The following is a 21,405-nucleotide window of genomic DNA, read 5'->3' on the forward strand; positions in this document are numbered from 1 at the left end:
AACGCGTCCCCATCGGCGTCCCCGGCGAGCTCTACCTCGCCGGGGTCCAACTCGCCCGCGGCTACCTCAACCGCCCCGACCTCACCGCCGAACGCTTCGTCGCCGACCCCGCCGACATCGGCGCCCGCATGTACCGCACCGGCGACCTCGTCCGCATCACCGAAACCCCCACCGGAACCGCCCAACTCGAGTTTTTGGGCCGCACCGACTTCCAAGTCAAACTCCGCGGCCTGCGCATCGAACTCGGCGAAATCGAAACCGTTCTCGCTGCCCACCCCAGCGTCGCCCGCGCCGTCGTTGCCGTCATCGGAGACGGCGGCCCCGGCGATCAACTCGCCGCCTACGTCGTCGCCGACAACGGCCAGCCCATCGACACCGCCACCCTCACCGCACACGCCGAAACAGCACTGCCGCAATACATGGTCCCCACCCACATCGTCGAACTCGACCACCTACCCCTAGGCGCCAGCGGCAAACTCGACCGCAAAGCACTCCCCCGCATCGACACCCACCACACCACCCCCACCTACCGCGCACCCGCCACCCCCACCGAACAAGCCATCGCCGACATCTTCACCGAACTCCTCGACGCCGAACACGTCGGCGCCGACGACAACTTCTTCGAACTCGGCGGCAACTCCCTCATCGGCATGCGCGTCATCGCCCGCACCAACAACGCACTCGACACGAGGTTCGGCGTGCGCGATCTCTTCGAGTACCCATCGGCGTCGGCACTCGCCGCCCGGGCCGCCGAACAGAGCGGTGGGGCGCAACATCCTCCTCTGGTTCCGCAGGAGCGACCCGAGCGAATTCCGTTGTCGCTTGCGCAGCAACGGATGTGGTTTCTCAACCGTTTCGATCCCGCCTCGGGTGTCAACAACATTCCTGCCGTCATCCGACTCACAGGCAACCTCGATGTCGCGGCTCTTCGCGCCGCGATTGCCGACGTGGTCGAACGGCACGAGTCGCTGCGGACCGTCTACCCCGACCACGACGGCACCGGCTACCAGGTCATCGTGCCTGCGGTACAGGCAGTTCCAGAGCTGACCGTGACGCGGGTCGACGAGGACGAATTGCTCGACGTCGTCACACCTTTGGTCGTCGGCGGCTTCGACACCACCGCCGCGATCCCGTTCCGCGTGGCGTTGCTGCGCCTCGGTGCGGACGAATATGTCTTGGTCGTCGTCGTCCATCACATTGCGGCAGACGGCTTCTCGATCGCCCCACTAACGCGTGATGTGATGCTCGCCTACTCGGCGCGTGCTGCCGGCATCGGACCGGTGTGGACGCCGCTTGCCGTCCAGTACGCGGACTTCGCGATCTGGCAACGCACCGTCCTCGGCGACGAGGACGATCCCGACTCCATCGCCAGCAAGCAACTCACCTACTGGCGCACGCAGCTCGCCGGCCTGCCCGATCAGCTCGACCTTCCGGCCGACCGGCCGCGTCCACAGGTCGCCTCGCAACGCGGTGCCCGGTTGCCGTTCACGATCGACGAGGACGTTCGTGCCGGTTTGGAAGCCATTGCCCGCGCCCGCAACTCGACACTGTTTATGGTCGTGCATGCCGCGCTCGCGACGTTGCTGGCACGTCTCAGCGGTACGACCGACATCGTGATCGGCACCCCGATCGCCGGCCGCGGCGAGCGTGACCTCGACGACGTGATCGGAATGTTCGTCAACACCTTGGTGCTGCGCACCGAGGTCGAACCGAGCTTGCCGTTCGCCGGGTTGGTCGACCGCACGCGCACAAACGATTTGAGTGCCTTCGCGCACGCTGATGTGCCGTTCGAGCGTCTCGTCGACGTGCTCAATCCTGCGCGCTCGACCGCTCGCCACCCCCTCTTCCAAGTGATGCTGACGTTCCAGAACTTTGCCAGCACCTCCCTCGAGCTGCCGGGTCTGAGCATCTCTGCCGTCGACTTCGATGTGCACACAGCGAAATTCGATCTCGGCTTCCTACTCACCGACTACCGCGACGAAGCAGGCGCGCACGCGGGAATGGTCGGATCGATCACCTACGCAACGGATCTCTTCGACGAAACTACGGTCCAGTCGTTTGCGGACCGCTTCGTGTCGCTGCTGACAACGATCAGCGCAGATCCGCAGCAACCGGTCGGCGACATCGACATCCTGCGCCCCGACGAGCGGTTGACGCTGCGGGACAACGGCACCGGCACGGATCTCGACGTAGACCCGGCGGCGACCCTGGTAGCGCTCTTCGACGCCCAGGTTGCCCGCACCCCTGATGCTGTTGCACTGGTATCGGATTCGGAAACGCTCACCTACGCCGAGTTCGACGACCGCGTCAATCGGCTGGCGCGCTGGCTGATTGCCGCGGGTGTCGGACCGGAGTCGACGGTCGGGGTGGCGATCCGGCGCAGCATCGACCTCGTGATCGCCATGTACGCGGTAACGAAGGCCGGCGGCGCCTACGTCCCGATCGATCCCGATCAACCCGCGGAGCGCATCGGTTATGTCGCGTCGATCGCAGACCCGGTCTGCGTACTGACGTCGGGCAACGGCGTCGAGTTCGATGGTTGGTCAGGCCAGATCATCGATACCATGACGCTGGATGTGTCGGGTCTCGGTGCGGCTACGATCACCGACGCCGACCGCATCGCGCCACTGCGGCCGCAGAACACCGCCTACGTACTGTTCACCTCCGGTTCGACCGGTAGGCCCAAAGGTGTTGCGGTTGCTCATGAATCCGTCGCTGCAGGGTTTGCGTGGCGGCAAGATCGGGTACCGCTCGGGTCCGACGATGCGGTGCTGCAGAAGACGCCGTTCACCTTCGATGCATCCGTCCGCGAATTTTGGTGGCCGTTGCTCGTCGGCAGCCGACTCGTCGTTCCGACGCCCGAAGGGCACCGGGATCCGCAGTACCTGGCCTCGATGATCAGCCGACATCGGATCACCTTCATGCATTTCGTGCCGTCGATGCTGGAACTGTTCGTCCCAGCCGTTTCCCGCGACGACGTCGCATCCCTGCGCTGGGTGATCTGCGGCGGCGAGCCCCTCACACCACGATTGGTGTCGGCGCTGAAGTCGGTCAGCGACGCTGAGTTCCGCAACGAGTACGGACCGACCGAAGGCACGGTCAGCATCACACGGAGTCGTCCACTGTCCACCTCGACCGGCCCGACCATACCGATCGGTGGACCCGTCCCCAATTCGCATGTATACGTGCTGGATTCACGCCTGCAGCCGGTTCCGGTCGGTGTGCCCGGCGAGTTGTATCTGGCCGGAAGCCAATTGGCGCGCGGCTACCAGGCGAGGCCCGACCTTACCGCCGCAAGATTCGTACCCGATCCAACCGGCTCAGCCGGCGAACGGATGTATCGCACAGGTGATCTCGTCCGGTGGCGTTCGGATGGCCAGATCGACTTCCTCGGCCGCACCGACTTCCAGGTGAAGTTGCGTGGCCTGCGCATCGAACTCGGCGAGATCGAAGAATTGCTGACCGAGCAGGCCACGATCTCGCAGACCGTTGCCGTCGTCCGCGCCGACGCCCAGGTCGGCGATCAGTTGGTTGCCTACCTCGTCGGTGCCGCTGGCTACGCCGTCGACGTCGAGACCGTTCGCGCAGAACTCGGTCGGCGAGTCCCCTCCTATATGGTGCCGACCGCGTTTGTGGTGCTCGACGCGTTGCCGTTGAATCCCAGCGGCAAGCTCGATCGAAAAGCGTTGCCGGATCCGGTCTTCGAGGCGAAAACCTACCGTGAGCCGACCAGTCCGATCGAGCACACCGTCGCGACGATCTTCGCCGACGTACTCGGCGTCGAGCGAGTCGGCCTCGACGACGACTTCTTCGAACTCGGCGGCAACTCCCTTGTCGCAGTCCGTGCTACGCAGCGATTGAAAGACGCGCTCGGAACCCGGGTCGCACTGCAGTGGTTGTTCACCGATCGCACCGTTGCCGAGTTGGCCTCGCGTTTGGTGAAACCCGCATCGGCTGCAGACGACGACTCTGGCCTCGGAGTACTTATTCCGTTGCGCCCGACCGGAACTGCCGAACCGCTGTTCTGCATCCATCCGCTGTTCGGGCTGGCGTGGGCGTATCTCGGACTCGCGCAGTACATCGATCGCGATCGACCGGTCTACGGTTTGCAGTCGCCCGCGATACTGGAGCCGGTCTTCGAGTACCGGTCGTTCGACGAGCTCGCGGCGCGATACGTTCGCGAGATCCAGACCAAACAACCGGAGGGGCCGTATCACCTCCTCGGTTGGTCACTCGGCGGCGTCATCGCCCACGCCGTTGCTGTGCAGCTACAGCAGGCGGGCCACGAGGTCGAACTGCTCGGATTGATGGACGCGACACCCGAATCCGATTTCGAGGTGTTCGCGCGGGAACTCACCGACCACCTCCGGGCCCTCGGGATCACGCTGCCCGACGATGGCAACCTGTCCGAGATATCGCTCGAACGTGCGCGGGAGATCCTGGCCACCTACCAGGACGTTCCGGACATGATCACACCTGAACACGTCCAGCGCATCTTCGCCGGTGCCGTCGCGATGGTGCGGCTGGAAGAACAGCACGAGTTCGGGGTCTTCGCCGGCGATCTCGCGTTCTTCAGTGCAGCACTGGACAACCCGGAGCCAGAGGACGCCGCACTGAAATGGCAACCCTATGTGTCCGGCCGGGTCGTCAACTACGAGATACCGACGGCGCACGGCACGATGCTCGACCCTGCCTCACTTGATGTGCTCGGCCCGTACCTGAACGAAAACCTGACCTAGGTGGTTCGAGTGTTCGAGTAGCGAGTCTTTGTGATCGCCCACAGCTCATGGTCTTTGCGGATACCGCCGACCGCGCGGTATTGCGTCAAAGTGCCCTCGTGCACCATGCCGAGGTGCTCGACGAGACGCCGCATCCGCTCGTCGCCGACGACGACCAACGCCCAAATGCGTTCGCAGCCAACCTCGAAGGCATAGTCGACCATCAGCTCGGCGCCGGCTTTCTCGATATTCGTCGCCGCCGAGTCGGTGGCAAGGCCGAACTCTGCGCTGAGTCCACTGATCAGTCGCAGCCAGGTCTGTCCGACCAGGTTCCCGTCCACTTCGATTGCCAGCGCTAGTTCGGGGTCGGAGTCCGGTGCAATCGCGCTCAGCACTCCTGAGTCCGACTTGCGAACGTTGCGCAGCGAGACATTGCCTGCCGCAGTCGCTTTCGGACCACGTGCAACCTTCGGACTGCGCTGTATCTTCTGCAATACCGAGTGGGCCAGCAGTTCGTAATTGAACTTGGCGGTGTAGCGTGCCACAGCGAAAGCCGAAGGGCCGCCAGACGAATCGACCTCTACGGCCTCGGTGGGAGCAGCAGGTTTGACGCGGTCGATCGCTCGTTTCGCGAATCCGCCTTCCGGCTTGTCCGCACGGAGCAGGGTCCAAAAGTTGTACGGCTTGCGCTCGCCCCCTGCATCGAAGAACTCGTCCATGGTCGCTTCGTGCTTCATTCCGAGTGCTTCCGACGCACGCGTGGCAGGCAGATTCGCCGTACCCGTTGCAGCCGTGATCACGTCCATTCCGAGCACGTCGAACCCGAAATCGGCCAGCATCGCCGTTGCCAGTTTCGCGACCCCACCACGTGCGACATGAGAGTCGAGCCAAACACTCAGCTCGCCGACAGGGGTCCCGATCTCGGACCAGGTGATCGCGCACTCGCCTGCAAAGATGCCGTCGACCTCGATCGCAAACGGGACGGACCGTCCAGCCTTCTGCCCTTTTCGCAGCGCGAGGCAACGCCTGACCCACTCTTCGGGACTGTGCCGAACTTCCCATTCCAACGGCGAACTCGGGGCATACGGCTCGTTGAACTCGCGGTCGCGCAACCGGATCCGCCGCCATTGCGCAGCGTCCGAGACGCGCAGCAGACGCAGCACGACCGACCGACCGTTGATCACCTGAGGACCTAGTTGGGACGCCTCGGCGATGAGCTTGATCAGCTCCGACTTGCTGGGCGCCATCAGGAGATCGATCCGATGAAGTTTGGGCACTCGTAGGTTCGCACCGGTCGATAATACGTCCGGCGGTGGGCTACCGTTCGTTACAACTGAACGGTCGACCGATTCGAGTAGCGAGTTCTCGTAATGGCCCATAGCTCATGGTCTTTGCGGACGCCATCAACCTCGCGGTACTGCGTCAACGTACCTTCGTGCACCATTCCAAGGTGCTCGACAAGCTGTCGCAATCGCACGTCGCCGACGACGGCCGGCACCCAAATGCGTTCGCAACCAACCTCGAAGGCGTACTCCACCATCAAGTCGGCAGCCGCTTTCTCGACGTCAGGTGCGGCCGATGCGGTGAACAGTCCGAGCTCGGCACTCAATCCATTGATCAGTCGCAGCCACGTCTGACCAACAAGCTTGCCGTCCAACTCGATCGACAAGGGAAGCTCGGGAACAACGTCCACCGGCGCTATCGCGCGCAACGCGCGGGCGTCGGATCTGCGAACATTGCGCAGCTCGACGTTGCCCGCTGCAACCGACTTCGGCCCACGCGCGACCTTTGGACTGTGCTGTAGCCGGCGAAGTATCGCGGACACTGTCGATTCGTAAGTGAACTTGGCGGTGTAGAGCGCAACAGCCAAGGCCGAAGGACCGCCGGCCGAGTCAACCTCGGCGACTTCTGCGGGAGCAGCAGGTCGGACGCTGTCGATTGCTAGCTTGGCAAACCCACCCTGCTGCTTGTCCGCGCGCAGCAGCGTCCAAAAGTTGTATTGCTTACGCTCGCCTCCTGCATCGAAGTATTCCTCCATCGTGGCCTCATGGCGCATGCCAAGTGTCTTGCAGCCGTGCGACGCCGGATAATTCGAGGTGCCAGTCGCCGCTGTGACAACCGCGAGTTGCAACCGATCAAACGCGAAATCGACGATCATCGCCGCCGCTAGTTTACCGACACCGCCCCGTGCCGCTCGAGCGTCGAGCCAGATACTCAACTCCGCGATAGGCGTGCCGATTTCGGTCCAGGTAATCGCGCATTCGCCGGCAAACCTGCCATCCACTTCGACAACGAACGGGACGGTGCGCCCGGCCTTCTGCGCCTTACGTAGCGCCAAACATCGGCGCACCCACTGTTCAGGAACATGCTGCGCTTCCCAACCCAGAGGCGAACTCGGCGCATACGGCTCGTTGAAGTCGCGGTCACGAAGCCTGAGTCGCTGCCAGTCCTGTGCATCCGAGAAGCGCGCCTGACGCAGGACGACGGACCGACCGTTGACTATTCGCGGACCTAATGGCGATGTTTCGCCGATCCGCTTGATCAGCTCCGAAGAACTGGGCAGCGCCACTAGGCAACCGAACCGGGGACGTGACGATCAGGCGCTGGCATCGGTCGATACTACTTTCCATATGGCGAGCTGTCAGCTATTTCGGTTGGGCGCAACCTATATCCGCCGGTCCGTCCAACTGCAGGTCCGTCGAGGCCACGGTCGGCTGGAGAAACCTCAGGTGCCCGATCAGAGCCTCCGGCAAGTCACCGATCGGCTGACTGTAGGTGGACCCATCGGTCATGCTCTGCGCATACAGCGCGAACGCGGACGCTGTATCAGCGTTGAACGCTCCGTAGGTCTGCAAGGCAACGGCAACCATTCGCTGAAACGGCGTCAGATTGAATTGGTTCAGATCGAGGTTCGGGTCGAGTTGAGCGCGTATGCCCTGCGGTATGCCGTTCGCCGTAGTGCCGTCGGATCGCGTCCCTGGATAGAGGTACGACGGCGCACCGATCGGAACCGCGAAGCGCAGCGCATGATCGATCACGCCTGCGCTCACATCCTGCGGGGTGATCAGGCCGCCGAGATAGGACAACTCACCACCCGCGTGCGCCGGTCCACTCACGTGGCCGCCCGATCCTGTGTCTACGCGGTACGTCGCCTGGGCGACGGCTGTCTTCTTCGACGCGTTGAACGTCTGAAACTCGTATTCACACCCGGTCGCCTGGTCGATGATCGCCAGGTGGGAGTCGGAATCCGGACTCGGGCGGTACGACGACAGATACGGAACCTGAATGTTCTTGTTCTTGTTGGTCACGCGAATCGTGACCTTCGGCGTTCCCGGCGGCGCCCGGTAGATCGGCACGGTCCACGCGTCGTCGTTGACACTGATCTGTGAGATGGACGGGTGATTCATCAAGGCGGTGGCCCAACCCGCCGATCGCGAATCGACGACCGCACCTGCGGGCACCGGCGTGTTCCAGAACGAATCGACCGCAAAGAAGTTACCGTTCGTCGAAGCCACACCGTGGCTCGCGCGCGTTACCGAAAACTCCTCCAGTGCAACGCCGCTCGTGTCGAAATAGCGCACTTGAACCGTATGCAGGCCGGCCGGAACGGATTTCAGAACCTGATCATCTCCCCAGTAGGACGATGTCCATTTGTCGAGGACCGACTGCCCATCGAGCCAAACCCGCACTCCTGCATCACCTGTCGACGCGTTGAAGGCGTAGTTGGCCGTCTGAGGGAAATTCAGCTGCCCGGTGTAGTGGACCGAGAAGTTGTCTGCATTCACACCAGCGGTAGGCGAACTGGAAAACCTGCCACCCACGGAAAACTCACAACGGTCGACAACCGGCGTTCCGGTTGCGTTCGTGTTGTTGTAGTAGCGAGCTCGATACTGACCGACCGGACACGGGCTCGTCGGCGGGGGCGTGGTGCTTGTTGTCGTCGGTGGCGGTGTCGTCGTGGTGATGGTCGTTGTCGGCGGTGGTGTTGTGGTGGTCGGCGGTGTCGTCGTCGCGGGCGGTGTCGTCGTGGTGGGCGGCGGCGTTGTCGTAGGCGGTGTTGTTGTCGCTACGGCCGTCGACACGACAGTCACCTTGTCCAACAACAGGTTTCTGTCGCAAGAGGTGCTGAATTTGAACTCGTTCGTGTACTCGACCGATATCGTATGCGAGCCTGCCGAAATGGCCGACGATGCAACATAGTCCGTCCACGCGGTCGACATGACCGTCATCGTCGCGATAACCGTGCCGTCGACTTTGACTTTCATACTCGGAGCGCCAAGGCAGAGCTGCGCCTTCGCGCGCACCACGACTTTGGACGAGGCGGCCAAAGTGAATGTCTTCGACGCAGTCGCGTTGCCCAGCAACGTAAGTGCCGATCCCGCTGAAGCTCCGGTTTGGGCACCGACAACTCCCCCAGCGGTCGGCGTCCAGGTCATCGTTTCAGCCTCGACCGCTGAATCAGCCGACGCGATACCGGGCGCAACGACGAGCAACGTGCACACCAGAACCGCCACAACCGCCACGGGGAAAAGCTTCATCTCGGCTCCGCCCAAGATTGGCGGCCATATAGGTAAGCCGCATCTGGTCGGAACGTAGCAGCACTAACTACATATCAGCTGTAACCGAGCCGTGACATTGCAGAACAAACCTAGAGTCTGATTCCCGAAACACCATTCTTGACGGGGTATTTCGGACTTCAGCTCGCTTTGCGCGCCGACTCGAGCGCGCGTACCGATTCCGCAACCGCCTTCGGGTGGTCGATCTGATCGAGCGCGACGATTTCGCGGCGGAAGAACAATGCCAGCGTCCAGTCGGCGACGATGCGAACCTTGCGAGACAGTGTCGGCATCTTGAGGACGTGGTAGCCGCGATGCATGAACCATGCAGGCAACCCCTTTACCTTGATGCCGTAGACATCGGCGACACCACGGTAGAGGCCAAGCGACGCAACTGATCCCGCGTACTTGTGCTCGTAGTCGCGCATTTTCTTGCCACGGACGAGGGCAACGGTGTTGTCTGCCATCACCTTTGCCTGGCGCACGGCGTGCTGAGCAGACGGGCTGCACGTCGCCGTCGGATCCTCGTCGATCTTGGACAGGTCCGGAACGGCCGAGATATCACCAGCACCAAATGCTTCCGATACACCGACAACCTGAAGCGTCGAGGTGCAACGAAGACGGCTGCGCTGATCGACGGGCAGATCGGTGTGCGCGAGCATCGGGTTTGCCTTCACGCCTGCCGTCCACACGATCGTGTCGGCACCGAACTTGCTGCCGTCGGACAGTTCGACATTGCCGTCGACGAGCGAATCGGCACGAGTGTTCAGGTAGACCTTGATGCCACGCTCGGTGAGACGCTCGATCGTGTAGATGCCCATCTTCGGGCTAACCTCGGGCATGATCCGCCCGGTTGCCTCGACGAGTATCCAGTTCATGTCGTCCGCGGTGATGTTCGGGTAGTACCGAACCGCATACCGCGCCATGTCCTGCAGTTCGGCAAGCGCTTCGATTCCGGCGTAGCCGCCACCGATGACAACGAACGTCAGCAGCCGCTTGCGTAGTTCGACATCCTCCGTCGCAGAGGCATCGTCGAGTCGCGACAGCACGTGATCACGCAGGTAAGCAGCCTCGGTGACCGTCTTGAACATGATGCCCTGCTCCAACAGCCCGGGAACGGGGAGTGTGCGAGCAACGGAACCGGCCGTCATCAGCAGAATGTCGTAGGAGAGGGTCTCGACGTTGCCGCTCGGGTCCGTGATCCACGCGGTACGCGACGCGTGCTCGATCTTCGACACCTTGCCTGTGATCACGGTGCATTTGCGCAGCACGGTGCGTAGCGGGACCACGATGTGGCGTGGGTCGATCGAGCCGGCCGATACCTCCGGCAGAAACGGCAGATAGGTCATGTGCGGCAACGGATCGACGATGGTGATGCGTGCTTCACCTGCACGCAGCTTCTTTTGCAAGCGGATGGCGGCAGACATGCCGACCGTTCCACCACCGACGATCAAGATGTGCTTGGGCTGCTGGGTCACAACGGGTCCTCACACTCGAGTAAACATTCCTGTGTACTCGATGCTAGGACGTCCTACATAGCCCTGACGCGAATGGTGACTGAGTTAACAACCTCTCAACAGCCGCTATCCGCTCGAAACGAACACGTCTCTCAAACGTCGATCGAGAGCGCGATCCCGTCGAGAATGTCGTGCTCGCTGACGATCAGCTGGTCGACGCCGGCGCGTCGGGACAATTCGTCGGCTAGAACAGTCAGAATCACTGCTCCGCCACCGATTACGTCGACGCGACCGGGATGCATCGGACCGAGGGCCGCCCGCTCGACACGCGTCATTCCGACGAGTCGATCGGCAACTGCGTGCACGTCCTCCAACGACAGCCGTGACAGATGCACCCGCTCCGCGTCGTAGCTCGGAAGGTCCTGTGCGACTGCGGCAATCGTCGTCATCGTCCCTGCGACACCGACCCACGTCCGCGCTCGTTCGATCGGCACGTGAGCAAAGGCGTCCGCAAACCGTTCGGCCGCGAACTCCCGCGCCTCGGCAACCTGCTCCGCCGTCGGCGGGTCGCCTGGCAGACACCGTTCGGTGATACGCACACAGCCGATATCTGCGGAATAGGCTGCAGCCACACCGGTTTCGTCACCGAGAACGAGTTCGGTCGATCCCCCGCCGAGATCGACGACGACGAAAGGTCCATCTGCAGCATTCAATTCACCGACCGCACCCGAAAACGACAGTCTCGCTTCCTCGTCGCCGCTGATAACTTCAGCTTCGGCCCCGGGAATCACCGCACCGAGTTCCGTGCGCGTCATCGCAAAGAAGTCTTCACGATTGGACGCGTCACGGGTTGCCGACGTCGCGACCATCCGTACGGCCTCGACACCGTTGTCCCGCATCAGGTTTGCGTAATCATGAAGCGCGACGCGCGTGCGTTCGATCGCCTCGGGCACAAACGAGCCGGTGGCGTCGACCCCCTGCCCGAGTCGGACGATGCGCATCTCGCGCACCACATCGGTCAGGACGCCGGCCGTATTGCGGTCGGCGATGAGCAACCTGATCGAGTTGGTCCCGCAATCGACGGCGGCGACTCTCATTGACGGCGTCCTCTCGAAGTTGACATTACCGACGGCTTACAGCCACAGACCGGTGGCTGAGACGTCAGGATTGCGCTGTGGTCGGTTCGGGCCAGTCCGCGGGAATTGCAGTGCCCCTGAGCTTTCCGTGTGCTGCGAGCGCGACCGACTCGTCGCCGAGGGGATTGACACCCGGCCCTTTCGCGAGCGAATGCGCCATGAGCACGTGCAAGCACTTCACGCGATCAGGCATCCCGCCGCCCGTGAAGTCGGTGTCGAGCGAGGTGATCGCGTTTCGCTCGGCGAGATAACTCTCGTGCGCACGCCGATACCCCTCAGCGAGAACAGGATCGGTGTCGAGACGTTCGGTCATATCGCGCATCACGCCAGCCGATTCCTGCCTGCTCGCTTCGGCGGTCAGACGCGGATCGGTCAAGTAGTACAACGTCGGAAACGGGGTGCCGTCAGGAAGTTTCGGTGCTGTTTTCACAACGCCAGGCTTGCCGTCAGGTGTGCGGTAGGCGATGGCGAGCACGCCTCGTGGAGCCCTCCCGAGTTGGGCTGCAACGGCTTCGAGGTCTTCGGGTGTTGGGATTTCGTCGCTCACCCGGTCGGCCCACCCGGCTGGTTCGGCTCAGCAGCATTCTGCGGCTGCGACACCTGACCGAAGAGGTCGGTGTACCAGGGTCCACCTTCGGGAACAGGCTTCGCGCGCCGCGCCTGCTCCGCCTCGAACGCGCCAGGCAGTTGCACTTGGAACGGCGTCTCCCCTGGCTTGACGAGTCGCAGCCGGTTCCTGGCTTCGGCGGTGATGTACGCGGGGTCGTCCTGCTGCGCCTTCTTGGCACGCAGTGCGTTGACGTCGGCTTGCAGCTGATTGTGATCAGCAGCAACCTGAGCCGCTTCGGCGCGCTGGGTGAAATACGTCCGCAGTGGCACCGCGAGTGTGAGCGCAAGCGCACATACGACAACAGCAAGGATGACCGCGCGGGCCGTGGACAATCCCAGAATCGTCCGTTCCGGCGTCGGCTCGGATTTTTTGCCCTTGACCACGCGAGGCGGACGATCGCGGTCGGATACTTCCGGAGTCGGCTTTCCCTCCGGTGCGCGCCTGGTCCGGTCCGTACGCCGCGAACTTTCCGAGCGTCCGGACCTGCGAGAGTCACGGCCACCGGGACTGCTGCCCGACCTGCGGCTACGCCGATTGTCAGCCATCAGTCCCCGCCACCGTCGACCCCTGCCCGTTCATGAACTCAGCTAGCACCCTCGAAGTTGAACCGCGGGAACGCGACATCGCCTGCATAGCGTGCGGCGTCGCCAAGCGCCTCTTCGATACGAAGCAACTGGTTATACTTCGCGACACGCTCGCTGCGCGCCGGCGCACCCGTCTTGATCTGACCACTGCCGACTGCGACCGCGAGGTCGGCAATGGTGGTGTCCTCGGTCTCGCCGCTGCGATGGCTCATCATCGTCTTGTAGCCGTTGCGATGTGCGAGCTCGACTGCGTCGAGGGTCTCGGTAAGCGTTCCGATCTGATTCACCTTGACCAGCAACGCATTTGCCGCACCCTTGATGATGCCGTCTTCGAGGCGCTCCGGGTTTGTGACGAACAGGTCGTCACCGACGAGCTGCACGCGGTCACCGATGGCGTCCGTCAATGCGACCCAGCCGTCCCAGTCGTCCTCGTCGAGCGGATCTTCGATCGAGACGAGCGGGTAGGAATCGAGCAGCTCTGCGTAGAACTCGCCCATCTGCGCGGCCGTGCGGTCGGCGCCCTCGAACTTGTAGCCGGTGGCGTCGGTGTAGAACTCGGTGGCAGCGACATCAAGCGCGAGCGCGATATCGGAGCCGAGCTTGAGCCCGGTCCGCTCGATCGCGACGCTGATCAGATCGAGCGCCTCACGCGTACCGGCGATGCTGGGAGCGAAGCCGCCCTCGTCACCGAGTCCGGTGGACAGGCCCTTCTCCTTGAGCACGGACTTGAGGGAGTGGTACACCTCGGCGCCCCAGCGCAGCGACTCCTTGAAAGTCGGCGCGCCGATCGGGGCGACCATGAACTCCTGCACGTCCACGCCGGAGTCGGCGTGCGCGCCACCGTTGACGATGTTCATCATCGGAACGGGAAGGATGTGCGCGTTGGGTCCGCCGAGGTAGCGGAAGAGTTCGAGTCCGGACGACTCGGCGGCTGCACGTGCCACGGCGAGCGAAGCGCCGAGCAGCGCGTTCGCGCCGAGGCGGGACTTGTCCGGGGTGCCGTCGAGGTCCAGCAGAGTCTGGTCGACGGTCCGCTGCTCGATCGAATCCAATCCGATCAGTGCGGGGGCGATCTCGTCGAGAACGGCGTTGACAGCTTTCTCCACGCCCTTGCCGCCGTAGCGCTTTCCGCCGTCGCGAAGTTCGACGGCTTCGTGCTCACCGGTCGATGCGCCGGACGGAACCGCGGCGCGCGTCAGCGTGCCGTCGTCGAGTGCGACCTCGACTTCGACCGTCGGGTTACCGCGGGAATCGAGGATCTCGCGAGCGCCGACCTGCTCAATGATGGCCACGGGTGGTTCTCCTTCTCCTACGGACACAATGCGAGTGTGAGCTTAGCCCCAACACTCCGGCGGTGCCTTTAGGCGCTCCGCCCTCTGCGAGCGCACGGCGCCTACAAGCTGTACAGAGCCGCCCGGTCACGGACATCGCGCATGTAGGCACCGGACTGGTTGTAGGCGAGCAACGCTGCCTGCCAGCCCTCTGCCGTCTTCAGATCGCCGCCGCGAGCGCAGAGATAACGCGCCGCCGACAGAGCCGCGTCGTCGATGTTGTCGGGATCGACGCGGCCGTCACCGTTGGCATCCACACCCCAGTGCTTCCACGTTTCGGGGATGAACTGCAGCGGGCCCATCGCCCGATCGTGGACCGAATCCCCATCCTGGACACCGCCGTCGGTGTCCCTGATCTCCGCAACGTTGGGTCCGCCGTCGAGAGGCACGCCACGAATCGGCGGCGAGACCTGACCATCGGGCGCCACCGTCGAGCCCTGGTAGGTGCCGTGTTTGCTCTCCACGCTCGCGATACCCGCGATGGTCGTCCAGCCGATACCGCAATCGGGCTGGGTCTCACTCATGACCGCGGCAGCATAGGCGTAGGCCTCCAGTGCGGTGACCGAGATGGCCAGCGTTTCGGAGCGCTGCGTTGCCCACTGGTTGAGCTGGCTTGCTGTGCGGCCGGGTGCGTTGATGTCGATCGCAGGTAGCGGAGCGCCGACTCCCGGTGGCACGCCGTCAGGGACATCGACACGCGGTTGCCGCAGATCGCCAACGAATCCGACAGCGACGATCGCAGCCGCGATCAACACGAAACCCGCGACAACCGCGGCACCCAAGGCCTTCAACTTCACCTCCACATCATCCACAAGGTTTATGAGGACGGGCTGAGAGAGCCGCCGTTCGAACCAGGGCCAACTCCTGGCAACCTGCCACCATCGCAGATTCGGACCTGTTCGTTTCTCGTTGTTTTGTCTGTTTCGACGTGCATAATTAACGCCGGGTGGACATCCTCGAACACTCGCCGGAGGGATTGATTCCTCTCGCGGTCGAACTAATCAAGGGATTTGCGTGCATTGTCGACTTTGTAATTCGGACCGACTACTCAGCGTTCTCGATCTCGGCGCCACTCCGCCGTGTGAGAAGTTCCTGGAATCCGCAGAACTCGATCTCCCCGAACCCACGTACCCGTTGCACCTGCGACTGTGCGAAGACTGCCTGCTACTACAGATCCCGCCGCTGATCACTCCTGAAGAGACCTTCACCGAATACGCGTACTTCTCGTCTTTCTCCGACAGTTGGGTCCAGCACGCGAAGACCTTCGTCGACAGCGCCATCGAGCGACTGGGATTGGACGAGTCGTCGTTCGTCGTCGAGGTCGCGAGCAACGACGGCTATCTGCTGCAGCACGTCGTCGCTGCCGGTGTTCCCTGCTTGGGAATCGAGCCGTCGGTCAACGTCGGCGCAGCGGCCCGTGAACGTGGTGTGCCGACCGAAACCGCCTTCCTCGACGAGGAACTCGCCGCTGCCGTCACTGCGAAACACGGCAAAGCGAATCTTGTCGCTGCGAACAACGTCTACGCACATATTCCTGATCTGCTCGGCTTCACTCGCTCTCTGCGAGCACTTCTCGCGGACGACGGTTGGTTGAGCATCGAGGTTCACCACGCCCAGAACCTCGTGGAACTCGGTCAGTTCGATACGATCTATCACGAGCATTTCCAGTACTACACAGTGCTTTCCGCTACTCGTGCACTCGCGACAGCCGGGCTGACAGTCGTCGACGTCGAACTGATTCCGACGCACGGCGGCTCGATTCGAGTGTGGGCGCGTCCCGAGGCCGTGGCCGGCGAACCATCGCAGCGGTACCGCGACATCCTGGCGGCGGAGGAAGCGGCGGGCCTGCACGACGTCGACGGCTACCGCGAACTGACGCCGCGTACGCAGAAAGTTCGACAAGATCTGCTGCGTTATCTGCTCGATCGGCGCGCGGAAGGCAAACGCGTCGTCGGTTACGGCGCGCCGGGCAAAGGCAACACGCTGCTCAATTACTGCGGAATTCGGACCGACTTGCTCGAATACACCGTCGACCGCAATCCCTACAAGCACGGTCGGTTCACCCCTGGCACTCGAATTCCGATTCTGCCGATCGAGCAGATCGAGAAAGACAGACCCGATGTGGTTGTCGTGCTGCCGTGGAATCTCGAAAAAGAACTGACCGAACAGCTAAGACATATCTCCGAATGGGGCGGACGGCTCGTCTACCCCCTCCCCCACGTGCACGAAGCCGACCTGAGCAACACCGAGAGGGACGCACGATGAAGGTAGTTCTGTTCTGCGGTGGCTACGGCATGCGGATGCGCAACGATTCCAGCGATGTCATCCCCAAACCGATGCAGATGGTCGGACCGCGCCCACTGATCTGGCACGTCATGCGGTATTACGCGCACTTCGGCCACAAGGACTTCATTCTCTGCCTCGGTTACGGCGCAGAGCACATCAAGAACTACTTCTTGGAGTACGAGGAAGCCGCATCGAACGACTTCGTTCTTCGGGACGGCAAAGTCGAATTACTGCACACCGATATCAGTGATTGGTCCATAACGTTCGCCGACACCGGTGTCGAGTCCGCAATCGGCGAGCGACTTCGCCGGGTCCGCAAGCACCTCGACGGTGACGAGTACTTCCTGGCGAATTACGCCGACGTGCTGACCGACGCGCCGATGGACGAGATCATCGACAAGTTTCATGCCTCCGGTGCTGCGGCCTCGATGTTGATCGTTCCGCCGCAGTCGTCGTTCCACTGCGTCGACGTGACCGAGTCCGGCGTCGTCACCGAAATCGCGCCCGTCAGTCGCATGCCGATCTGGGAGAACGGCGGATTCTTCGTTCTCAGCAACGAGATCTTCGACCTACTGCCTCCTGGCGGTGACCTCGTCGAGGACGTGTGCGGGACGCTGGCCCAGCAGGGTCGCTTGTTCGGCTACAAGCACCTCGGATTCTGGAAGCCGACCGACACCTTCAAAGAGCGTGCCGAACTCGACGCCAACTACCAGCACGGCATCCGTCCGTGGATGGTGTGGGAAGCCGAAGACAAGGAAGACGTCGTAGCTCCCGCATGATCGAACTGGCAACGAGCGGGATTGCCGAGCTTGCTGTACTCGGGGCGCACTGCGACGACATCGCGATCGGTATGGGCGGAACGCTGCTTACGATCGCGCAGGCACGCCCGGAGCTGCGGGTGCATGCCCTCGTCCTGTCCGGCGGCGGGACACCTCGCGAAGCCGAGGAACGCTCGGCGCTTGCGGCGTTCTGTCCGAACACCGACCTGACCGTGACGATCCTGGACATTCCCGACGGTCGCGCACCCGCGCATTGGAATCGGATCAAAGACGAACTCGCTGCCTTTCGCCGTACCTGCAACCCCGACATCGTGTTCGGTCCGCAGCGCGACGACGCTCACCAGGACCATCGGCTGCTTGCCAAGGTCCTGCCGACGGAATTTCGAGATCACCTGATCCTCGGCTACGAGATCCTCAAATGGGAAACGGATACTCCGCGCCCGACGATGTTCCATCCGATCGAGACACGGTCGGCGCAGGAGAAAGTGCGCCTGCTGCACGAGCACTACCCCTCGCAAGTGGTTCACGACTGGTTCGACGATGCGTCGTTCCTCGGCCTGTCGAGGCTGCGGGGCGTGCAATGCCGAAGCGAACATGCCGAGGCGTTCGTAATAGAAAAAGCGACGATTTCATTTGGAGGGCAATGACATGCGGGTTCTCGTAACCGGTCATCAGGGATATCTCGGCACTGTGATGGTGCCGATTCTGCAGGCGGCGGGGCACGATGTCGTCGGCCTCGATTCCGGGCTGTTCGCAGAGTGCATCCTCGGACCGGCACCGGTGGACCCGCCAGGTCTCGCAGTGGATCTGCGCGACGTCACGGTCGATCAGCTGCGCGGCTTCGACGCCGTGATTCACCTTGCGGCGCTGTCGAACGATCCGCTTGGCGCCCTCGCCCCCGAAATCACCTACGACGTCAACCATCACGCGTCGGTCCGGCTCGCAAAGCTTGCGAAGGACGCCGGGGTCGCCCGCTTCCTCTACGCCTCCACCTGTTCCGTATACGGTTCCGCCGGTGAGGAACTCGTCACCGAGAGCGCGCCGCTACGGCCGCTGACGCCATACGCCGAAAGCAAAGTTCGTGTCGAGGACGACGTCGCCGCGATCGCCGATTCGGGCTTCACACCGGTATTTCTGCGCAACGCAACAGCTTTCGGCTTCTCGCCGCGCCTACGCGCGGACATCGTCCTGAACAACCTTGTCGGCCATGCGGTGTTGACCGGTGATGTCCGCGTGCTGTCGGACGGCACACCGTGGCGACCACTCGTACACGCCCAGGACATCGCAGCTGCGTTCGCCACCTGCCTCACCGCTCCCGTCGACAAGATCAACTGCGTCGCATTCAACGTCGGAACAGAGAAGAACAACCTCACCGTCGCACAGATCGCCGAGGCGGTCGTCGACGCTGTCCCCAACTCGAAACTCCTCATAACCGGGGAAAGCGGTGCCGATCCTCGCTCCTACCGCGTTGATTTCTCCGCCATGCGCAACGCACTCGGCTTCGAAGCGCAGTGGACAATTCCCGAAGGTGCGGTCGAGTTGTACAAGGAATACACGTCGGCCGGACTGTCGAGCGACGACTTCTTCAAGCGGTTCACTCGTTTGCCGCACCTCGAAAAGCTCAAGGCGGCAGGAATTCTCGATGACACGATGCGTCGGATCAACACCTCGTCAGGTGAGTGAGTCACACCTTTTCGAGCAGTTCGGCCCAGCTCCCCGCGGCTGCGTCGCGCGGCGACACGACCGTCACTGCCTGCGGCCAGGCGATCTCGAGGTCGGGATCCGCATAGGCGACTCCGAGGTCTTCGGCAGGATCGTGTGGACGGTCGATGCGATAGCAGACGTCGGCGGTCGGGGTGAGCGCCTGGAAGCCGTGCAGAAACCCAGGCGGTACGTACAGATGCCTGAACTCGGTATCGTCCAGCAGAAAAGCTTGCTGCACACCGAATGTCGGCGAATCGCGCCGAATATCGACGAGCACGTCGTGAACGGCACCCTGCGCGCAGCGGACGAGTTTGGCTTCGCCACGGCCCGAGCGGCCGTGCATTCCACGAACCACGCCCTGCACGGATCGGGATTGCGAATCCTGCAGGAACGACGCCGCGGCACCGGTGCGCCCGACCGCGGCGTCGAAGATGTCGGCGTCGAACGTCCTGGTAAAGAATCCGCGGGCATCCTGAAACGGCTCTGGCACGAACACGAGAACATCGGCCAGTTCGGAAGTCTCGACTCGCATGGAACAATCCTGCCATGAGCGCCTGTAGGGGATGCGGAAGCTTCGAACTCCGCCGCGTACTCGACCTCGGATCCGTGCCCGCTGCAGACCACTTTCCCTTGGCTTCGGGGGCGGTGGACGCTGCGGAGTCGAGCCATCCTCTTGCGATGGATTTCTGCGTCATCTGTCGACTTGCCCAACTCGCCGACGACGACACGGTCACCGACGAGCCGCGCGGTGTCGAACCGCAGGCGCTGAAAGACCAGGCGGCCGATGCTGTGGAACGTGTTGCCACATCGGGATTCCTTCGAGGCAACGCCGTGACCGAGTTCGGGAGTCCGCACGGCGGTACCTGGTTGCCGTTGCTCACCGCACGGGGATTCTTTCCTGCACAACCGAACTCCCCTGCCGACGTGGTGCTCGACTGCTTCGGCATCATGCACGAGCCCGACCAGCGCGCAGCATTTCGCCGACGTGCGGAGGCAATGCAACCGGACGGCGTCCTGTTGTTGCAATATCACTCCCTAGCGACGATCGTGTCCGACGGACAGTGGAATGCCCTGCGGCACGGACACTTCGGCTACTACTCGCTGACAGCTCTCGTCCGACTGCTCGACGACGCCGGTCTCCGTGCAGTCACGGCATGGGAATTCGACCTGTACGGGGGGACGGTGCTGATCGCTGCCGTTCGTGACACCGCTCGCGCCGCCGACAGTTCGATCAGGTCGGTGCTCGAACGTGAGCAGGCTGCAGGCATAGATGACGCGGATGGAGTTCGCAGTCTGCAAACAGCGGCTGACACACATTCGAACTCGTTGCGCGACTGGCTGGTCGACCGAGCAGCGGCAGGTGAGCGGGTCTACGCCTACGGCGCCGCATCGCGGGCCGTCGCGCTGTTCAGCCTCGCGAGGCTCGATCACACCCTGCTGACAGCTGTCGCGGACGCGTCACCCTCCAAGCAAGGCCGGCGGATGCCGGGGACCGACATCCCGATCATCTCGCCGGACGAGCTCGTCGCAGCGGACCCAGACGCCGTGCTACTGACCCTGCCCGACCTCATCGGCGAAGTGAGTCGGCGATTTCCAGAGCTCGACGGAAGATGGCTTATCGACGATCCTGCCGGACCGATCAGGGGGTGACGTCGGAGGAGTCGACGAAATACGTCCACATCTCGCGGTGTGCACCTGCCGCGCCGACATCGTCCCAAAGATAGGGCGGTGCCCAACCTTCCGATTCGAAACCTGCAGCGGCCAACCCGTTCGCCGCCACGTCGTCGTCGTCACGGATCGCACAGGAAATCCTGCGCAGCGTGCGAACGCGCTTCGTCAGGATCGGGACAATCTGCTGCGCAACTAATTTCACGGCTACCACACTGTGGTCGGAGGCATAAGAGAGCAGATCGACGTCCGCTGTGGCAGTGCCCTGGTCCAGGCGGGATACAACAAGTCCACCCAACACGTCGTCGAACAACAGCACGAAGGCCATCGGGTAGCGCCCCGGGCGATCGCGATACAAACGCGCGACCGCACGAATTTCCGGGTCCGGAGAATCGCACAGCGTCGCGACTCGGTCCCTGGTCAGCTCGCCGATCGTCAGGATGCGACCGCTGATCGAAGTCACACTTTCTCCTGGCACGGGCCACCTGTTGCCTCGCGCGCGGAGGACGCGCAGGTTTCTCCGTGCCATGCGAAGCGACCAGCGTAGGACGACAGGACCGATCACGCCAAAGGACC

General features: G+C 62.9%; 17 protein-coding genes. 6 read left to right on the forward strand and 11 right to left on the reverse strand.

The annotated features are described in order from the left end of the window. On the forward strand, positions 1–4,739 hold a 4,739-nt coding region (locus JGU71_RS16280; protein WP_199705345.1), incomplete at its 5' end, for a non-ribosomal peptide synthetase. Here JGU71_RS16280 and JGU71_RS16285 read toward each other — a convergent pair. From JGU71_RS16285 to JGU71_RS16325, 9 genes are all read right to left on the reverse strand, one after another. Continuing rightward, a complete protein-coding gene (locus JGU71_RS16285; protein WP_199705346.1) occupies positions 4,736–5,965 on the reverse strand; it encodes a GNAT family N-acetyltransferase in 1,230 nt (409 codons plus the stop codon). The genes JGU71_RS16280 and JGU71_RS16285 overlap by 4 nt on opposite strands. Before the next feature lie 80 nt (positions 5,966–6,045). After that, positions 6,046–7,287, reverse strand: a complete 1,242-nt coding sequence (locus JGU71_RS16290) for a GNAT family N-acetyltransferase (RefSeq protein ID WP_199705347.1) — start codon at positions 7,285–7,287, stop codon at positions 6,046–6,048. 76 nt (positions 7,288–7,363) lie between these two features. Continuing rightward, positions 7,364–9,256, reverse strand: coding sequence for a carbohydrate-binding domain-containing protein (locus tag JGU71_RS16295; RefSeq protein ID WP_199705348.1), 1,893 nt, complete (start codon positions 9,254–9,256; stop codon positions 7,364–7,366). Positions 9,257–9,414: 158 nt separating this feature from the next. Continuing rightward, positions 9,415–10,752 (reverse strand): NAD(P)/FAD-dependent oxidoreductase, encoded by a 1,338-nt coding sequence (locus JGU71_RS16300; RefSeq protein WP_307829683.1) that lies wholly within the window; start codon positions 10,750–10,752, stop codon positions 9,415–9,417. 131 nt (positions 10,753–10,883) lie between these two features. Further along, positions 10,884–11,828 carry a Ppx/GppA phosphatase family protein gene (locus tag JGU71_RS16305; RefSeq protein ID WP_199705349.1) on the reverse strand — a complete coding sequence of 315 codons (945 nt, stop codon included), beginning with the start codon at positions 11,826–11,828 and terminating at the stop codon, positions 10,884–10,886. Between the two features lie 64 nt (positions 11,829–11,892). Further along, positions 11,893–12,414, reverse strand: a complete 522-nt coding sequence (locus tag JGU71_RS16310) for a DUF501 domain-containing protein (protein WP_199705350.1) — start codon at positions 12,412–12,414, stop codon at positions 11,893–11,895. After that, the gene (locus JGU71_RS16315; RefSeq protein ID WP_199705351.1) at positions 12,411–13,022 is read right to left on the reverse strand and encodes an FtsB family cell division protein; all 612 of its coding nucleotides are present in this window, start codon (positions 13,020–13,022) and stop codon (positions 12,411–12,413) included. Before JGU71_RS16315 ends, JGU71_RS16310 begins: the two co-directional genes overlap by 4 nt. Positions 13,023–13,060: 38 nt before the next feature. Then, positions 13,061–14,353 carry a phosphopyruvate hydratase gene (gene eno / locus JGU71_RS16320; RefSeq protein ID WP_199705352.1) on the reverse strand — a complete coding sequence of 431 codons (1,293 nt, stop codon included), beginning with the start codon at positions 14,351–14,353 and terminating at the stop codon, positions 13,061–13,063. Between the two features lie 101 nt (positions 14,354–14,454). Continuing rightward, positions 14,455–15,189 (reverse strand): lytic transglycosylase domain-containing protein, encoded by a 735-nt coding sequence (locus JGU71_RS16325; RefSeq protein WP_372433194.1) that lies wholly within the window; start codon positions 15,187–15,189, stop codon positions 14,455–14,457. Positions 15,190–15,406: 217 nt separating this feature from the next. On the opposite strand from JGU71_RS16325, the gene JGU71_RS16330 reads away from it, so the two are divergent. From JGU71_RS16330 to JGU71_RS16345, 4 genes are read left to right on the forward strand one after another with little or no spacing between them, the layout of a single operon-like run. Beyond that, a complete protein-coding gene (locus JGU71_RS16330) occupies positions 15,407–16,657 on the forward strand; it encodes a class I SAM-dependent methyltransferase (RefSeq protein WP_199705353.1) in 1,251 nt (416 codons plus the stop codon). Beyond that, entirely contained in the window at positions 16,654–17,457 is an 804-nt protein-coding gene (locus JGU71_RS16335) for a sugar phosphate nucleotidyltransferase (RefSeq protein WP_199705354.1), read from the forward strand. Before JGU71_RS16330 ends, JGU71_RS16335 begins: the two co-directional genes overlap by 4 nt. Continuing rightward, positions 17,454–18,104: a PIG-L deacetylase family protein gene (locus tag JGU71_RS16340; protein WP_199705355.1), complete on the forward strand. Its 651-nt coding sequence runs from the start codon at positions 17,454–17,456 to the stop codon at positions 18,102–18,104. Before JGU71_RS16335 ends, JGU71_RS16340 begins: the two co-directional genes overlap by 4 nt. A gap of 1 nt (position 18,105) precedes the next feature. After that, the gene (locus JGU71_RS16345) at positions 18,106–19,140 is read left to right on the forward strand and encodes an NAD-dependent epimerase/dehydratase family protein (protein WP_199705356.1); all 1,035 of its coding nucleotides are present in this window, start codon (positions 18,106–18,108) and stop codon (positions 19,138–19,140) included. Position 19,141: 1 nt separating this feature from the next. Here the strand turns inward: JGU71_RS16345 and rfbC are convergent, their stop codons facing one another. Continuing rightward, the gene (gene rfbC / locus JGU71_RS16350; protein WP_199705357.1) at positions 19,142–19,693 is read right to left on the reverse strand and encodes a dTDP-4-dehydrorhamnose 3,5-epimerase; all 552 of its coding nucleotides are present in this window, start codon (positions 19,691–19,693) and stop codon (positions 19,142–19,144) included. Positions 19,694–19,707: 14 nt separating this feature from the next. Between rfbC and JGU71_RS16355 the strand changes: the two genes are divergently transcribed. Then, positions 19,708–20,811 (forward strand): class I SAM-dependent methyltransferase, encoded by a 1,104-nt coding sequence (locus JGU71_RS16355; protein ID WP_199705358.1) that lies wholly within the window; start codon positions 19,708–19,710, stop codon positions 20,809–20,811. Here JGU71_RS16355 and JGU71_RS16360 read toward each other — a convergent pair. Beyond that, positions 20,801–21,292 carry a hypothetical protein gene (locus JGU71_RS16360; protein ID WP_199705359.1) on the reverse strand — a complete coding sequence of 164 codons (492 nt, stop codon included), beginning with the start codon at positions 21,290–21,292 and terminating at the stop codon, positions 20,801–20,803. The two genes, JGU71_RS16355 and JGU71_RS16360, sit on opposite strands and share 11 nt — an antisense overlap. Positions 21,293–21,405 lie beyond the last annotated feature (113 nt).

The organism is Antrihabitans stalagmiti (genome assembly GCF_016482825.1).
Lineage (GTDB): Bacteria > Actinomycetota > Actinomycetes > Mycobacteriales > Mycobacteriaceae > Antrihabitans > Antrihabitans stalagmiti.

What these genes read in the sequence shown, in the direction of transcription:
- rfbC (WP_199705357.1), bottom strand. Translation starts at nt 19,693, where the DNA reads ATGCGAGTCGAGACTTCCGAACTGGCCGATGTTCTCGTGTTCGTGCCA.
- JGU71_RS16285 (WP_199705346.1), bottom strand. Translation starts at nt 5,965, where the DNA reads ATGGCGCCCAGCAAGTCGGAGCTGATCAAGCTCATCGCCGAGGCGTCC.
- JGU71_RS16305 (WP_199705349.1), bottom strand. Translation starts at nt 11,828, where the DNA reads ATGAGAGTCGCCGCCGTCGATTGCGGGACCAACTCGATCAGGTTGCTC.
- JGU71_RS16340 (WP_199705355.1), top strand. Translation starts at nt 17,454, where the DNA reads ATGATCGAACTGGCAACGAGCGGGATTGCCGAGCTTGCTGTACTCGGG.
- JGU71_RS16295 (WP_199705348.1), bottom strand. Translation starts at nt 9,256, where the DNA reads ATGAAGCTTTTCCCCGTGGCGGTTGTGGCGGTTCTGGTGTGCACGTTG.
- JGU71_RS16355 (WP_199705358.1), top strand. Translation starts at nt 19,708, where the DNA reads ATGAGCGCCTGTAGGGGATGCGGAAGCTTCGAACTCCGCCGCGTACTC.
- JGU71_RS16345 (WP_199705356.1), top strand. Translation starts at nt 18,106, where the DNA reads ATGCGGGTTCTCGTAACCGGTCATCAGGGATATCTCGGCACTGTGATG.
- JGU71_RS16315 (WP_199705351.1), bottom strand. Translation starts at nt 13,022, where the DNA reads ATGGCTGACAATCGGCGTAGCCGCAGGTCGGGCAGCAGTCCCGGTGGC.
- JGU71_RS16335 (WP_199705354.1), top strand. Translation starts at nt 16,654, where the DNA reads ATGAAGGTAGTTCTGTTCTGCGGTGGCTACGGCATGCGGATGCGCAAC.